The sequence below is a fragment of the Deltaproteobacteria bacterium RBG_16_64_85 genome (assembly GCA_001798885.1).
Classification (GTDB): domain Bacteria; phylum Desulfobacterota; class Deferrimicrobia; order Deferrimicrobiales; family Deferrimicrobiaceae; genus FEB-35.
In genome coordinates, this window is the sequence record MGQW01000059.1 from 1 (window position 1) to 15,205 (window position 15,205).

12 protein-coding genes and 1 tRNA gene are annotated in these 15,205 nt (G+C 62.9%); all 13 read left to right on the forward strand.

Features of this window, described 5'->3' with window-relative positions; all coding sequences use genetic code 11:
* The first annotated feature begins 121 nt into the window (after positions 1-121).
* The 13 genes from A2Z13_05135 (at position 122) to A2Z13_05195 (ending at position 15,086) form a co-directional block, all read left to right on the forward strand.
* The gene (locus tag A2Z13_05135) at positions 122-271 is read left to right on the forward strand and encodes a 50S ribosomal protein L33 (GenBank protein ID OGP78042.1); all 150 of its coding nucleotides are present in this window, start codon (positions 122-124) and stop codon (positions 269-271) included.
* Positions 272-284: 13 nt separating this feature from the next.
* A tRNA-Trp gene (locus A2Z13_05140) sits at positions 285-361 on the forward strand.
* 88 nt (positions 362-449) lie between these two features.
* On the forward strand, positions 450-674 hold the full coding sequence (locus A2Z13_05145; GenBank protein OGP78051.1) for a preprotein translocase subunit SecE: 225 nt from the start codon (positions 450-452) through the stop codon (positions 672-674).
* A gap of 19 nt (positions 675-693) precedes the next feature.
* Positions 694-1,221, forward strand: a complete 528-nt coding sequence (locus A2Z13_05150; protein OGP78043.1) for a transcription termination/antitermination factor NusG — start codon at positions 694-696, stop codon at positions 1,219-1,221.
* 21 nt (positions 1,222-1,242) lie between these two features.
* Entirely contained in the window at positions 1,243-1,665 is a 423-nt protein-coding gene (locus tag A2Z13_05155; protein OGP78044.1) for a 50S ribosomal protein L11, read from the forward strand.
* Positions 1,666-1,702: 37 nt separating this feature from the next.
* Positions 1,703-2,407: a 50S ribosomal protein L1 gene (locus tag A2Z13_05160; GenBank protein ID OGP78045.1), complete on the forward strand. Its 705-nt coding sequence runs from the start codon at positions 1,703-1,705 to the stop codon at positions 2,405-2,407.
* Positions 2,408-2,600: 193 nt separating this feature from the next.
* Entirely contained in the window at positions 2,601-3,134 is a 534-nt protein-coding gene (locus tag A2Z13_05165) for a 50S ribosomal protein L10 (protein OGP78046.1), read from the forward strand.
* Between the two features lie 22 nt (positions 3,135-3,156).
* On the forward strand, positions 3,157-3,525 hold the full coding sequence (locus A2Z13_05170) for a 50S ribosomal protein L7/L12 (protein OGP78052.1): 369 nt from the start codon (positions 3,157-3,159) through the stop codon (positions 3,523-3,525).
* An 86-nt stretch (positions 3,526-3,611) separates the two neighbouring features.
* On the forward strand, positions 3,612-7,721 hold the full coding sequence (locus tag A2Z13_05175; GenBank protein OGP78047.1) for a DNA-directed RNA polymerase subunit beta: 4,110 nt from the start codon (positions 3,612-3,614) through the stop codon (positions 7,719-7,721).
* Between the two features lie 36 nt (positions 7,722-7,757).
* The gene (locus A2Z13_05180) at positions 7,758-11,891 is read left to right on the forward strand and encodes a DNA-directed RNA polymerase subunit beta' (protein ID OGP78048.1); all 4,134 of its coding nucleotides are present in this window, start codon (positions 7,758-7,760) and stop codon (positions 11,889-11,891) included.
* 80 nt (positions 11,892-11,971) lie between these two features.
* Entirely contained in the window at positions 11,972-12,343 is a 372-nt protein-coding gene (locus tag A2Z13_05185) for a 30S ribosomal protein S12 (GenBank protein OGP78049.1), read from the forward strand.
* Positions 12,344-12,502: 159 nt separating this feature from the next.
* Complete coding sequence (locus A2Z13_05190; protein OGP78053.1) at positions 12,503-12,973, forward strand: 30S ribosomal protein S7; 471 nt, start codon at positions 12,503-12,505, stop codon at positions 12,971-12,973.
* A gap of 31 nt (positions 12,974-13,004) precedes the next feature.
* On the forward strand, positions 13,005-15,086 hold the full coding sequence (locus tag A2Z13_05195; GenBank protein OGP78050.1) for a translation elongation factor G: 2,082 nt from the start codon (positions 13,005-13,007) through the stop codon (positions 15,084-15,086).
* Positions 15,087-15,205: the final 119 nt, after the last annotated feature.

Sequence of the window (15,205 nt, forward strand, 5' to 3'; positions counted from 1 at the left end):
TGATCGTTCCGGTGGCGATGGAGAAGGAGCTTCGGTTCGCGATCCGCGAGGGCGGGCGCACCGTGGGCGCCGGCGTCGTCTCGGAAATCCTGGAATAGCGTCACCCCTGGCGGAGAGCGGCATGAGAGACATCATCACGCTGGCGTGTTCCGAGTGCAAGATGCGGAACTACACCACGACGAAGAACAAGAAGACCATGACGGACAAACTGGAACTGAAGAAGTTCTGCCCGTCGTGCAGGAAGCATACGAAGCACAAGGAAACCAAGTAGGCAAAGGGAAGATAGGCCAGTAGCTCTAACGGCTAGAGCAGCGGACTCCAAATCCGCGGGTTGGGGGTTCGAATCCCTCCTGGCCTGCCATCCTTTTCTTGCGGCGGGAGACGGGGTTGTCATGGCGAGATCGCTGAAGGATCGGTTGCTGGAACGCCTTCCGGGGACCCGTACATCGATGGAGGAAGGCCGGCCGAAGGGCGGCGGCACCGGGCTGGCGCAGAAGGTGTCCGTTTTCCTGCAGGAGTTCAAGACCGAGATGAAGAAGGTGACCTGGCCGGGGCGGAAGGAGACGGTGTCCTCGACCGCGGTCGTCATCGTCACCGTCCTGATCATCGTGCTGTTCCTCGGGCTGGTCGACTACGCGCTCGGCAGGATCGTTTATTCCGTCCTGAACTTCTAATCCCTCACAAGAGGAAGCGATGGCGAGACAGTGGTATGTGGTCCATACCTATTCAGGGTATGAGAAGAAAGTCAGGGAATCGCTGCAGAACCGTATCGATGCGGAAGGGATGCAGGAGCACTTCGGCGACGTCCTGATCCCCTCCGAAACCGTCGTCGAAATGAAGAAGGGGAAGAAGCGGACGGGGACGCGGAGCTTCTATCCCGGCTACCTGCTGGTTCACATGGAGCTCGACGAGCGCACGTGGCATCTGGTGCGCCACACGCCGAAGGTGACGGGGTTCGTCGGGGGGAAGAACCCGGCGCCGATCCCCGAATCCGAAGTGGAGGAGATCAAGTCCCAGATGGCGGAGGGACGCCTGAAGCCCAAGCCGAAGGTGACCTTCGCGGAAGGGGAAAACGTCCGCGTGACCGACGGCCCCTTCAGCAACTTCAGCGGGATCGTCGACAGCATCAAGGCCGACAAGGGGAAGGTCGTCGTCCTCGTGTCCATCTTCGGGCGGGCGACGCCCGTCGAGCTCGATTTCACCCAGGTCGAAAAAAGCTGAAACGGAAGGGGAGAGGGACCCATGGCAAAGAAGGTCGTATCCCAGATCAAGCTCCAGATTCCCGCGGGGAAGGCGAATCCCTCACCTCCCGTCGGGCCCGCCCTCGGGCAGCACGGGGTCAACATCATGGAGTTCTGCAAGGCATTCAACGCGAAGACGGCATCCCAGGAGGGGATGATCATCCCGGTGGTGATCACGGTGTACGCCGACCGGTCCTTCGCCTTCATCACCAAGACGCCCCCCGCGTCGGTCCTGCTCCTCAAGGCCGCGGGGCTGGAGAAGGGGAGCAAGACCCCGAAGCGCGAAAAGTGCGGACGGATCCCCCGGGCCAAGGTCGAGGAGATCGCCAAGCTCAAGATGACGGACCTGGACGTGAAGGACCTGGAGGCCGCCATCAAGACGATCGAAGGGACCGCCCGCAGCATGGGGCTCGAGGTGTTCTAGGAAGCTTTTAGGGAAAGGTCATCGAAGGGAGAGAGAAATGCCGACGCACGGGAAAAAGTACCTGGAAGCACGGAAGAAGGTGAACAGGGAGGCAAAGTATTCTCTCGAGGAAGCGCTGGACCTGCTGAAGCAGACGGCGCAGGCGAAGTTCGACGAGACGGTGGAGGTTGCGCTGCGCCTGGGCGTCGACCCCAAGTATCCCGACCAGCAGGTGCGCGGCTCCGTCGTGCTGCCCCACGGAACGGGGAAGTCCGTCCGGATTCTCGTCTTCGCAAAGGGAGAGAAGGAGAAGGAAGCACAGGAGGCCGGCGCCGATTTCGCCGGCGGCGAGGAACTGGTCGCCAAGATCCAGGGAGGCTGGCTCGACTTCGACAAGGCGGTGGCGACGCCGGACATGATGGGGGCGGTCGGAAAGATCGGGAAGATCCTGGGTCCCAGGGGCCTGATGCCGAACCCCAAGGTCGGGACGGTGACGTTCGACGTGGCCCGAGCCATCCGCGATCTGAAAGGCGGCAAAGTGGAGTTCAAGGTGGACAAAACGGGAACCCTCCACGCGGGGATCGGGAAGGTGAGCTTCGGAAAGGACAAGATCCGGGAGAACTTCCTGACGTTCTTCGAGGCCATCATGAAGGCGAAGCCCTCCGCAGCGAAGGGGACGTACATCCGGACGCTGGCCCTTTCCACCACGATGGGGGTCGGGATCCGGTTGAACGCCAGCGTTCTGCAGGCGGAACAGCGGTAGAAACTTCTTTTGTCAAAGACCGCGGGTTCACCGCAGGTGACGAAGGGGGAGGACCATTCATTCCGCCCGTCCCGCGCAGACAAGGGGAGCCGGAGATGCCGGGGAATCGGCAAGACCTCTCGCGCGCGCCCTCTGCCTTTGACAGAGGTTTCGATAGCGGTCCAATCTCTTCGACGAAAGGGGGCATGCGCGAGTGAAAGACAAGAGCAAGGCGGATACCGTTGAGGCGTTGCGCCGCACGATCGGCGCCCAGAAAGGAACGATCGTGGCGGAATTCCGGGGCCTCACCGTAGCCGAGATGACCACCCTCCGGAAGAAGCTGCGGGAGGTCAACGCGGAGTTCCGGGTCATCAAGAACACCCTGATGCGCCTGGCGGCGAAGGACACCGACTTCGGCCAGCTCAACGAGTTCTTCTCGGGGCCGACAGCCGTAGCGATGACGCACGGCGACTCCGTGGCGCTGGCCAAGGCGATGAAGGAGTTCGCGGGGGGGAACCAGAAGATCCGGCTCAAGGCGGGCTTCTTCGACGGGAGGGTACTCGGAGTAAAGGATGTAGAGACGTTGGCGGAGGTGCCTCCGCGCGAAGTGCTTCTGACCCGACTGGCGGGCGGCCTCGCGTGGCCGATCTCGCGCCTGGTGCAGGCGCTCTCCGGCCCGCAGCGAAAACTGGCCTATGCATTACAATCCGTTCACGACAAGAAAACCGCACAAGAAACCGCAGGATAACGGGAGGAATCCAATGGCATCCATGACCAAGGAAGATTTCATCAAAATGGTGGAAGGATTGACGGTCCTCGAGCTTCACGAGTACGTGAAGGCGCTCGAGGACCGGTTCGGGGTGACGGCGGCCGCGCCGGCCGTGGCGGTAGCGGCGGCGGGCGCAGCGGCGCCGGCGGTCGAGGAAAAGACCGAGTTCGACGTGATCCTGACCGGGTTCGGGAGCAACAAGATCCAGGTGATCAAGGTCGTCCGGGAAGTGACCGGGCTCGGCCTGAAAGAGGCCAAGGACCTCGTCGAGGGCGTGCCCAAGCCCCTGAAGGAAGCGGTCGCCAAGAAGGACGCCGAGGAGTTGAAGAAGAAGGTGGAAGAAGCGGGGGGCACAGCGGAAATCAAGTAGTTCCCGCTGTCTACCGCGCATGACGGTCGGGGGGCGGCCACCGCCCCTCCGGTTTCAACCATTGCCTGTACCCTCGGGGTGAAAAGATGGCCTATCTGGACTACCGCAACCGCGTGAAACGGGTCGACCTGTCCAAGATCGATAAAGTCCTTGAAATACCGAACCTGATTCAGGTCCAGCACGAGTCGTACAACGAGTTCCTGCAGTTCAATGTCCCCGTGGAGAAACGGAAGGACACCGGGTTGCAGACCGTGTTCAAGGGCATTTTCCCGATCGCCGACTACAACGGCCGCGCGTCCCTGGAGTTCGTCTCCTATACCATCGGCGCTCCCAAGTGGAGCGAGGACGAATGCCGCGAGCGGGGGATGACCTTCGCCGCCCCGATCAAGGTGACCGTCCAGCTAGTGATCTTCGACGTGGACGAGCGGACGGCTGCCCGCACCATCCGGGATGTCAAGGAGCAGGAGGTCTTCTTCGGCGAGATCCCGCTCATGACGGAGCGGGCCACCTTCATCATCAACGGCACGGAGCGGGTGATCGTCAGCCAGCTCCACCGCTCACCGGGCGTGTTCTTCGAGCATGACAAGGGGCGGTCCCACGCCTCCGGCAAGGTCCTGTTCTCGGCGCGGATCATCCCCTACCGGGGATCCTGGCTGGATTTCGAGTTCGACCACAAGGACATGCTGTACCTGAAGATCGACCGGAAACGGAAGTTCCCCATCGCCGTCCTCCTGCGGGCGTTCGGCAAGACCACCGAGGAGCTGCTGCGGTCCTTCTACGAGGTGGAGGAAGTTTCCATCGAGGAGGACCGGTGCTCGAAGGCGTTCCGCCCCGACCTGATGGTGGGCTTGAAGATGCCGGTGGAAGTCCGTCACCCGAAGACGGGCGAGGTCGTGTTCAAGAAGGGGATCAAGGTTTCCAAGAAACGCGTGGAGCGCTTCGCGGATGTGTTGTTCGGCCGCATCTCCCTGCCGGCGGAGGATCTGCTGCAAAAGGTGAACGTCGTCGACATCGCGGACCCCGCGACGGGGGAGATTCTGCTCGAGTGCGGGCAGCAGATCACCGAGGAGGTGCTTGCCGTCATCCGGGGGAAGAAGATCCCGTCGGTGTCGGTCTTTTCCCTGGAGAACTCGGACCGGGCGATCTGGGAAGGCCTCCTTACGGACAAGATCAAGACCCGTGACGAGGCCCTCAAGGAGATCTACAAGAAGATGCGCCCGGGGGACCCTCCCACCAAGGATGCCGCCGAGGCGCTCTTCAATAACATGTTCTTCAACCCCGAGAGGTACAGCCTTTCCCGGGTCGGGAGGCTCAAACTGAACCACAAACTGGGCATTACGGACGGGGACCTGGAGACGACCGTCCTAAGCCAGGGAGACATTCTGCGGGTTATCCGGTACCTCATCGACCTCAAGAACGGGATCGGCGAGGCCGATGACATCGACAACCTCGGGAACCGCCGTGTGCGGACCGTCGGCGAGCTGATCGAGAACCAGTTCCGGATGGGGCTCGTCCGCGTGGAGCGGGCGATCCGGGAGAAGATGAGCCTCCAGGACATCGAGACCCTGATGCCCCACGACCTGATCAACGCCAAACCGGTTTCCGCGGTCATCAAGGAGTTCTTCGGGTCGTCCCAGCTCTCCCAGTTCATGGACCAGACCAACCCGCTCTCCGAGGTGACGCACAAGCGCAGGGTGTCCGCGCTGGGGCCGGGGGGCCTGACGCGGGAGCGTGCCGGATTCGAGGTTCGCGACGTGCATCCCACCCATTATGGACGGATCTGCCCCATCGAGACGCCGGAAGGGCCGAACATCGGGCTGATCGCGTCGCTATCGACCTTCGCCCGGATCAACGAGTTCGGGTTCATCGAGACCCCGTATCGGGTAGTCAAGGACAGCGTCGTGACGAAGGAGATCGTTTACCTCTCCGCCATGGACGAGGAGAGGCACGTCATCGCGCAGGCGAACGCGGCCGTGGACGCTTCCGGAAGGTTCACCCGGGAGGTGGTCATCGCCAGGAAAGGAGGCGAGTTCGCCATGGTGCGGGCGTCCGAAGTCACCCTCATGGACGTCTCGCCGAACCAGCTCGTTTCCGTCGCCGCCTCACTCATCCCGTTCCTGGAGCACGATGACGCGAATCGCGCGCTCATGGGCTCGAACATGCAGCGGCAGGCCGTGCCGCTCCTGTGGACCGAACCTCCTCTCGTCGGCACCGGGATGGAAGCTGTCGTGGCGCAGGATTCCGGCGCGGCGGTGGTCGCGCGCCGGGGAGGAGCGGTGGAGTCGGTCGACGCCCGGCGGATCGTGATCCGCCCGGACGAGCCGGACGAAACCGGGAAATACGGCGCCGACATCTACAACCTGGTGAAATTCCGGCGCTCGAACCAGAACACGTGCGTCAACCAGAAGCCGATCGTCACCCTCGGACAGCGGATCGCCGACGGCGAAGTGATCGCCGACGGACCGGCGACCTCCGAGGGAGAACTCTCCCTCGGGCGGAATGTCCTGGTCGCCTTCATGCCCTGGGGGGGATACAACTTCGAGGACTCGATCCTGGTGTCGGAGAAAGTCGTCAAGGAAGACGTCTTCACCTCCATTCATATCGAGGAATTCGAGTGCGTCGCCCGGGAGACGAAGCTCGGCAAGGAGGAGATCACCGCCGACATCCCCAACATCAGCGAGGAATCCCTGAAGGACCTCGACGAGAGCGGGATCATCTGCATCGGGGCCCGGGTCAAGCCCATGGACATCCTCGTGGGCAAGGTGACCCCCAAAGGAGAAACCCAGCTGTCCCCCGAGGAGAAGCTACTGCGGGCGATTTTCGGGGACAAGGCGGGGGACGTGAAAGACTCCTCCCTCCGGGTTCCCCCGGGGATCGAAGGGATCGTGATCGACGCCAAGGTGTTCACGCGGAAGGGGGGAGAGAAGGACGAACGCGCCCAGGCGCTGGAGGGAAAGGAGCTGGGCAGGATCCTCCGCGACCAGGACGACGAGATCCGGATCATCCTGGAGACCGCCTACGGGAAGATGCGCGGCCTGCTGCTGGGGAAAACCTCTGCCACCCGGCTCACCGGCGAGGACCGCTCGGAGGTGATCCTCGCCAAACGGAAGAAACTTACGGCAGAGGTTCTGGACGCCATCCCCAGGGAGACGTGGACCCAGATCGCCGTGGAGGAGGACGAAACGGTCAAGGAGCGGCTGGAGGAGATCCACCAGGTCGCACAGGACCAGGTGGCCCTCGTCCACGCCGTGTTCGAGGAGAGGATCAACCGCATCCGGAAGGGCGACGAACTGCCCCCCGGGGTGCTGAAGATGGTCAAGGTGTTCATCGCGATGAAGCGGAAGCTTTCGGTCGGAGACAAGATGGCCGGCCGCCACGGGAACAAGGGGGTCATTTCCCGGGTCCTGCCCGATGAGGACATGCCGTACCTTGCCGACGGGACGCCCGTGGACATCGTGCTCAACCCGCTGGGGGTTCCGTCCCGCATGAACGTGGGGCAGATCATGGAGGCCCACCTCGGATGGGCGGCGCGGGGGCTCGGCCAGCAGGTCCGGCGGCTGGTCGAGGACGCGTTCAGCCCGAGATCGGTGCGGGAATGGATGAAGAAGATCTACGATTCGGAACGGTTTGTCGCCTACCTGGACAAGCTGACCGACGACGAAGTCCGGAGTCTGGGGAACAGCCTCTCGAACGGCATCTTCATGGCGTCCCCGGTCTTCAGCGGCTCCACCGAGCAGGAGATCAAGCGGTACCTTCAGTTCGCCGGCCTGCCCGAATCGGGACAGACGACGCTGTACGACGGAAGGACGGGCCAGCCGTTCCAGCAGGCGGTCACGATCGGATCGATGTACATGTTGAAGTTGCACCATCTCGTGGACGACAAGATCCACGCCCGGTCCACGGGGCCATACTCGCTCGTGACCCAGCAGCCGCTGGGCGGGAAGGCGCAGTTCGGCGGCCAGAGACTCGGCGAGATGGAAGTGTGGGCGCTCGAGGCGTACGGCGCGGCCTTCACGCTCCAGGAGTTCCTGACGGTGAAATCGGACGACGTGCCCGGCAGGGCCCGCATGTACGAGGCGATCGTGAAGGGAAACTTCTCCCTGGAACCGGGCCTGCCGGAGTCCTTCAACGTCCTGATCAAGGAGCTGCAGGCGCTGGGGCTGGACGTGGAGCTGATCAGCGAGGAAGGGAAGTAGGAACCTCATAACCGGAACGAACCCTGGAGGCGCCCCTTGGAAGACCTCTTTACGAGAGCCGAAAAACCGAAGGATCCCCTGTATTTTTCAGGGATCCGGATTTCCATCGCTTCACCGGACCAGATCCAGAAGTGGTCGCACGGCGAGGTGAAGAAGCCGGAGACGCTCAACTACCGGACGTTCAAGCCGGAACGGGACGGTCTGTTCTGCGCCAAGATCTTCGGCCCCATCAAGGACTACGAGTGCAACTGCGGCAAGTACAAGCGGATGAAGCACCGCGGGATCGTCTGCGAGAAATGCGGGGTCGAAGTGATCCAGTCGAAGGTCCGCCGGGAGCGGATGGGGCACATCGAGCTGGCCTCCCCGGTCGCCCACATCTGGTTCCTGAAAAGCCTTCCCAGCCGCATCGCCACGATCCTGGACATGCCGATGAAGGACGTGGAGGCAGTCATCTACTTCGAAAAGTACATCGTGATCCAGCCCGGCGGCACGGACCTCCAGAAGATGGAGATCCTGACCGAGGCGAAGTTCCGGGAGAAGCGGGAGTCGTTCGGGGACGGGTTCAAGGCGGGAATGGGAGCGGAGGCCGTGAAGGCGCTCCTGGAAACGCTGAACCTCGAGAAGCTCTCCGAGGAGCTACGCCGGGAGATGGTGGACACCGCCTCCGAGGCGAAGAAGAAGAAGATTTCCAAACGGCTGAAGATCGTCGAGGCCTTCAGAGACAGCGGTCAGCGTCCCGAGTGGATGATCATGAGCGTGATCCCGGTGCTTCCGCCCGACCTGCGTCCCCTGGTTCCCCTCGACGGCGGCCGGTTCGCCACCTCGGACCTCAACGACCTCTACCGCCGCGTGATCAACCGGAACAACCGTCTGAAGCGGCTGCTCGACCTGTCCGCCCCCGAGATCATCATCCGCAACGAGAAGCGGATGCTGCAGGAGGCGGTCGACGCGCTGTTCGACAACGGCCGGCGCGGCAAGCTCATCACCGGCTCGAACAAGCGGCCCCTGAAGTCCCTCTCCGACATGCTGAAGGGGAAGGGCGGGCGGTTCCGCCAGAACCTGCTGGGAAAGCGGGTGGACTACTCCGGGCGGTCGGTGATCGTCGTGGGGCCGGAGCTGAAGCTTCACCAGTGCGGGCTCCCGAAGAAGATGGCCCTCGAGCTGTTCAAGCCGTTCATCTTCAACAAGCTGGAGGAAGGCGGACACGCGACCACGATCAAGGCCGCCAAGAAGATGGTGGAGAAGGAGAAGCGGGAGGTCTGGGACGCCCTCGACGAGGTCATCCGCCAGCTTCCGGTGATGCTCAACCGCGCGCCCACGCTGCACCGCCTGGGAATCCAGGCGTTCGAACCCGTCCTCATCGAGGGGAAGGCAATCCAGCTCCATCCGCTCGTGTGCACCGCGTTCAACGCCGACTTCGACGGGGACCAGATGGCGGTCCACGTTCCCCTGTCGCTCGAGGCGCAGATGGAGGCGCGGGTCCTCATGATGTCCACGAACAACATCCTCTCCCCGGCCCACGGGAAGCCGGTGATCAGCCCCACCCAGGACATCGTGCTGGGGATCTACTATCTGACCCGCCCGCGCGAGGGCCTGAAGGGGCACGGAAAGCTGTTCGCCAGCTTCGAGGAGGTGCGGATCGCGTTCGACGCCGGAGAGGCGGAGCTCCAGTCGCAAATCCGGGTCCGGGTGAACGGGAAGCTCCTCGAAACCACGACGGGGCGTGTCCTTTTGTACGAGGTCGTGCCGAAGGAAGTCCCGTTCGAGTTCGTCAACAAGGTGATGAAGAAAAAGGACTTAGCCGAGCTGATCGACGTCGCCTACCGCAGCTGCGGTCAGAAGGCCACCGTGATCCTGGCGGACCAGCTCAAGACCACGGGGTTCCATTACGCGACTCTCTCCGGGCTCTCGATCTGCATCGACGACATGAAGATCCCGTCCAACAAGACGAGACTCCTCGACAAGGCGACCGCGGAGGTCGAGGCCGTCGTCGACGAGCACCGCGAGGGGCTGATCACCAACGGCGAGCGTTACAACAAGGTGGTCGACATCTGGTCGGCGGCGACCGAGCAGATCGCCGAGGAGATGCTTCGCGAGATGGGGACCGAATCCATCCGGGGAAAGGACGGCAAGGAGAAAAAGGTGCCGAGCTTCAACCCCATCTACATGATGGCGGACTCGGGCGCCCGCGGCTCCGACAAGCAGATGCGGCAACTGGCCGGAATGCGGGGACTCATGGCGAAGCCCTCCGGCGAGATCATCGAGACCCCCATCACATCGAACTTCCGCGAAGGGCTCTCGGTGGGGCAGTACTTCATTTCGACGCACGGGGCGAGGAAGGGGCTCGCGGACACGGCGCTCAAGACCGCCAATTCCGGGTACCTTACGCGGCGGCTGGTGGATGTCGCGCAGGACTGCATCATCGTCGAGGCGGATTGCCAGACCCTGGACGGAATCCCGGTTCGAGCGCTGATCGAGGGAGGGGAGATCATCGACCGGCTTTCCGACCGCATCCTCGGTCGGGTGGTACTGGAGGACATCTACGACGCCGACGAGAACCTGATCCTCTCCGCCAACGAGGAAATCGATGAGGACGTGGCCCGCCAGATCGAGATGTCGGGCCTCGACGAGGTGAAGATCCGCTCCGCGCTCACCTGCGAGAGCAAGCGGGGAGTGTGTGCCCTGTGCTATGGGCGCGACCTGGCCCGCGGAAAGATGGTGGCCAACGGCGAGTCGATCGGGATTATCGCCGCGCAGTCGATCGGCGAGCCGGGGACGCAGCTCACCATGCGGACGTTCCACATCGGAGGCGCCGCATCCCGGTTCGTGGAGCAGAGCTACATCCAGGCAAAGCACGACGGCAAGGTGAAGTTCCAGGGCTTGAGCGTGGTCAAGAACAAGGAAGGGAAGCTGGTCGCGATGAACCGGAACGGTTTCCTGATCGTCGCCGACGAGAACAAGCGCGAGCGCGAGAAGTACCAGATCACCTACGGGGCCACCTTGATGGTGAAGGACGGCGAAAAGATCAAGGAAGGCCAGCGGCTGGCGGAGTGGGATCCCTACAACATCCCGATCCTCACGGAGGTCTCCGGCCGGATCAAGTTCGGGGACATCATCGAAGGCGTCACGATGCGGGATCAGGTCGACGAGGTGACCGGGCGGTCCACCCGCGTGATCATCGAGCCGAGGGACCCCGACGCGAGGCCCCGGATCTCGCTCAAGGACGAAAAGAACCGGACGCTCAAGCTCCCCGGCTCCACGAGCGACGCCCGGTACCTGCTTCCCATGGGCTCGAACATCCTGGTGGACGAGAGCCAGGTGGTGCAGGCCGGGACCATCATCGCGAAGATCCCCCGGGAGACGACGAAGACCAAGGACATCACCGGAGGATTGCCCCGGGTGGCCGAGCTCTTCGAGGCGAGGAAGCCGAAGGAGTACGCGGTGATCTCGGAGATCGACGGCGTGGTCAGGCTCGGGAAGGACTTCAAGGGGAAGAGAAAGATCCAGGTGGTCCCCGACATCGGCGAGGCGAGGGAGTACACGATCCCGCGCGGCAAGCACATCACCGTCCACGACGGGGAACGGGTCCGGGCGGGAGAGGCGCTGATGGACGGCTCGCCCAATCCGCACGACATCCTCAGGGTCCTTGGAGACAAGGAGCTGGCCCGGTTCCTCGTGGACGAGATCCAGGAGGTCTACAGGCTCCAGGGCGTGCGGATCAACGACAAGCACATCGAGGTCATCGTCCGGCAGATGCTCCGCCGGGTCAAGATCACCGACCCCTGGGACACGAACTTCCTGATCGGACAAAGCGTGGAGAAGTGGGTGTTCCGCGAGGAGAACGAGCGGATCAAGGCAGATGGCGAAAAACCCGCCAAGGCAGACCCCCAGCTCCTCGGGATCACCAAGGCGTCGCTTTCGACGGAGTCCTGGATCTCGGCCGCCTCCTTCCAGGAGACGACGAAGATCCTCACCGATGCCGCCGTCCACGGGAGGGTCGACAACCTGTCGGGGCTCAAGGAAAACGTCATCATGGGCCGCCTGATTCCCGCCGGGACGGGGGGAATCCTCTACCGGACGGCGGGGTTCGAGGCCGACCCGCCGCTGCCCACGGAGGTGCGGGAAGAGGTGCTGCCGGAAGACGGTGCCGAAGAGGAAGAAACCGGTTGACATGATATTTCCGCCATGGTAAAAAAAATGATTCTGTTTAGAGCAAAAAGGAACTGAAAACGGGAAGGAAAACCGAAGGAATGCCCACGATCAACCAGCTGGTCCGGAAAGGCCGCGAAGTGGAGGCGGTGAGGAGCAACTCCCCCGCGCTCGAACGCTGTCCGCAGAAGAGGGGAGTCTGCCTCCGCGTCTATACCACCACGCCGAAGAAGCCGAACTCGGCTCTCCGGAAGGTCGCCAGGATCCGTCTGACCAACGGGGTCGAGGTGACCGTTTACATCCCCGGCGAAGGGCACAATCTGCAGGAGCATTCGGTCGTGTTGATCCGGGGGGGCAGAGTCAAGGACCTCCCCGGCGTGCGGTATCACATCATCCGTGGAAAGCTGGATTCCGTTGGTGTCCAGGACAGACGGAAGTCGCGGTCGAAGTACGGCACCAAGCGACCCAAATAGCTTTCCCTAACCGGATTCAGAAGTACCGGCCTTTCCCCGGCGGGTCTGCCGGAACGGGTGAAAAGAGCGGAAAACGCGGTCGCGTGGGAACGATGCGTCCCGGCGGGGGCGTTTGCCGGTTTTTGGAACGACAGTCATCTGTTGGAGGAGGCGAACCTCATGCCCAGGCGCGGATATGTGTCCAAGCGGGGAGTGGATTCGGACCCCGTGTACGGCGACGTGCTCGTCGCGAAAATGATTCATGCCGTGATGAAAGAGGGGAAGAAGCGCGTCGCCGAGAACGTGGTTTACGGCTCGATGGACATCATCAAGGACAAGACCAAGGAGGACCCGGTCGTCGTTCTCAAGAAGGCGATCGAGAACGCGAAGCCCCTCGTCGAGGTCAAGTCCCGGCGGGTCGGCGGGGCGACCTACCAGGTCCCCATCGAGGTCCGGCCCGACCGGCGCCTCTCGCTTTCGATCCGATGGCTGGTCGGCTTCGCGCGGGACCGGGCGGAGAAAACCATGGTAGCGAAGCTCTCCGCGGAGCTGATCGACGCCTTCAACAACCGCGGGACGACGATCAAGAAGAAGGAAGACACCCACAAGATGGCGGAGGCCAACAAGGCGTTCGCCCATTACCGCTGGTAACTGGCGAAAGGAAAGGGAAGGAAGCAATTTCGTGTCCAGAGCCACGTCGCTGGAAAAGACCCGGAACATCGGGATCATGGCCCACATCGACGCCGGGAAGACGACCACGACGGAGAGGGTCCTGTATTACACGGGCGTTTCCCACAAGCTGGGGGAGGTACACGAGGGCACGGCGACGATGGACTGGATGGAGCAGGAGCAGGAGCGGGGGATCACCATCACTTCCGCGGCAACCACCTGTTTCTGGAAAGGCCACCGGATCAACATCATCGACACCCCGGGGCACGTGGACTTCACGATCGAGGTGGAGCGTTCACTGCGCGTCCTGGACGGCGCGGTTGCCGTGTTCGATGCCGTGGCCGGGGTGGAGCCGCAGTCCGAAACGGTGTGGAGGCAGGCCGACAAGTACCGGGTCCCGCGCCTCGCCATGATCAACAAGATGGACCGTACCGGCGCCGATTTCGACCGCTGCATCCGGATGATGAAAGAGCGGCTGGCGGCGAACCCGGTCCCGATCCAGCTGCCGCTGGGAAAAGAGGACGAGTTCCGGGGAATCATCGACCTGGTGCGGATGCAGGCGGTGGTCTGGGACGAAGACACGCTGGGCGCCAAGTACCACGAGGAGCCGCTGCCGGAAAATCTTCGGGATGCCGTGGCCGCCGCGCGGGAAACGCTCCTGGAATCCCTTGCGGACGTGAACGATTCCCTATTGGTGAAGTACCTCAACCGGGAGCCGGTCGAGGTCTGCGAACTCACGGCGGCGATTCGCCAGGCGACCATCGGGCTGAAAATCGTGCCCGTGGTGTGCGGCTCCGCCTTCCGGAACAAGGGTGTGCAGCCGATGCTCGACGCCGTGGTCGACTACCTGCCGTCGCCGCTGGACATCCCCCCGTTCACGGGCATCGACCCCCGGGACAATTCGACGGTCGAGCGGAAGGCCGACGATTCAGACCCCTTCTGCGCGCTGGCGTTCAAGATCATGAACGATCCGTTCGTCGGGCATCTCACCTTCGTCCGCGTCTACTCGGGGACGCTCCATTCCGGAGACCACGTCTACATCTCGACCCGCCGGAAAAAGGAACGGATCGGCCGCCTGCTGAAGATGCACGCGAACAAGAGGGAAGAGCTCAAGAGCGTTTATGCCGGGGACATCGCCGCGTGCGTGGGGCTCAAGAATGCGTTCACCGGCGACACCCTTTGCGACCCGGAGCACGAGATCGTTCTGGAGTCGATCACCGCCCCCGACCCGGTCATCTCCATCGCCATCGAGCCCAAGACAAAAGCCGACCAGGAGAAACTGGGCCTTTCGCTGCAGAAGCTTGCCCTGGAGGACCCGTCGTTCCAGGTCCGGAACGACGAGGAGACGGGGCAGACGATCATCTCCGGGATGGGGGAACTTCACCTGGAGATCATCGTGGACCGGCTGATGCGGGAGTTCAAGGTGGAGGCCAGCGTCGGCCGGCCGCAGGTGGCGTACCGGGAAACCGTCACCCGCGCCGCGAAGAAAGAGGGGAGATACATCCGGCAGACCGGCGGGCGGGGACAGTTCGGACACGTCTGGATCACCGTCGAGCCCAACGAGAAGGGGAAGGGCTTCGAGTTCGTCAACAAGATCGTCGGCGGCGTCATCCCCAGGGAATACATCGGGGCGGTGGAAAAGGGCATCCGCGAGGCCTCCGAGAACGGCGTAGTCGCCGGATACCCCGTCGTCGATGTCAAGGTCACGCTGTTCGACGGTTCGTACCACGAGGTCGACTCCTCGGAAATGGCCTTCAAGATCGCGGGCTCGATGGCCTTCAAGGCGGCGTGCAACAACGCGGTGCCCATCCTGCTTGAGCCGATCATGGCGGTGGAGGTGGTGACTCCCGAGGAGTTCCTTGGAGACGTGATCGGAGACTTAAGCTCCCGAAGAGGCCGCATCCTGAAGATCGAGGCGCGGGGAAACACGCAGGTGATCGCCTCCCACGTGCCGCTGGCCCTGATGTTCGGGTATGCCACCGACCTCCGGTCCAAGACGCAGGGCAGGGCCACCTACACGATGCAGTTCGGCCATTACGAGCCGGCACCGCTCTCGGTGAGCGAGGAAGTCGTCGCCAAGGTCAAGGGCGCCTGAAGAGAACCCCCCCTAGCGGAGGAGAAGCCATGTCCAAGCAGAAGTTTGAGCGCACGAAGCCGCACGTGAATGTAGGTACGATCGGCCACGTGGATCACGGGAAGACGACGCTGACGGCG

What these genes read in the sequence shown, in the direction of transcription:
- A2Z13_05135 (OGP78042.1), top strand. Translation starts at nt 122, where the DNA reads ATGAGAGACATCATCACGCTGGCGTGTTCCGAGTGCAAGATGCGGAAC.
- A2Z13_05145 (OGP78051.1), top strand. Translation starts at nt 450, where the DNA reads ATGGAGGAAGGCCGGCCGAAGGGCGGCGGCACCGGGCTGGCGCAGAAG.
- A2Z13_05150 (OGP78043.1), top strand. Translation starts at nt 694, where the DNA reads ATGGCGAGACAGTGGTATGTGGTCCATACCTATTCAGGGTATGAGAAG.
- A2Z13_05155 (OGP78044.1), top strand. Translation starts at nt 1,243, where the DNA reads ATGGCAAAGAAGGTCGTATCCCAGATCAAGCTCCAGATTCCCGCGGGG.
- A2Z13_05160 (OGP78045.1), top strand. Translation starts at nt 1,703, where the DNA reads ATGCCGACGCACGGGAAAAAGTACCTGGAAGCACGGAAGAAGGTGAAC.
- A2Z13_05170 (OGP78052.1), top strand. Translation starts at nt 3,157, where the DNA reads ATGACCAAGGAAGATTTCATCAAAATGGTGGAAGGATTGACGGTCCTC.
- A2Z13_05175 (OGP78047.1), top strand. Translation starts at nt 3,612, where the DNA reads ATGGCCTATCTGGACTACCGCAACCGCGTGAAACGGGTCGACCTGTCC.
- A2Z13_05185 (OGP78049.1), top strand. Translation starts at nt 11,972, where the DNA reads ATGCCCACGATCAACCAGCTGGTCCGGAAAGGCCGCGAAGTGGAGGCG.
- A2Z13_05190 (OGP78053.1), top strand. Translation starts at nt 12,503, where the DNA reads ATGCCCAGGCGCGGATATGTGTCCAAGCGGGGAGTGGATTCGGACCCC.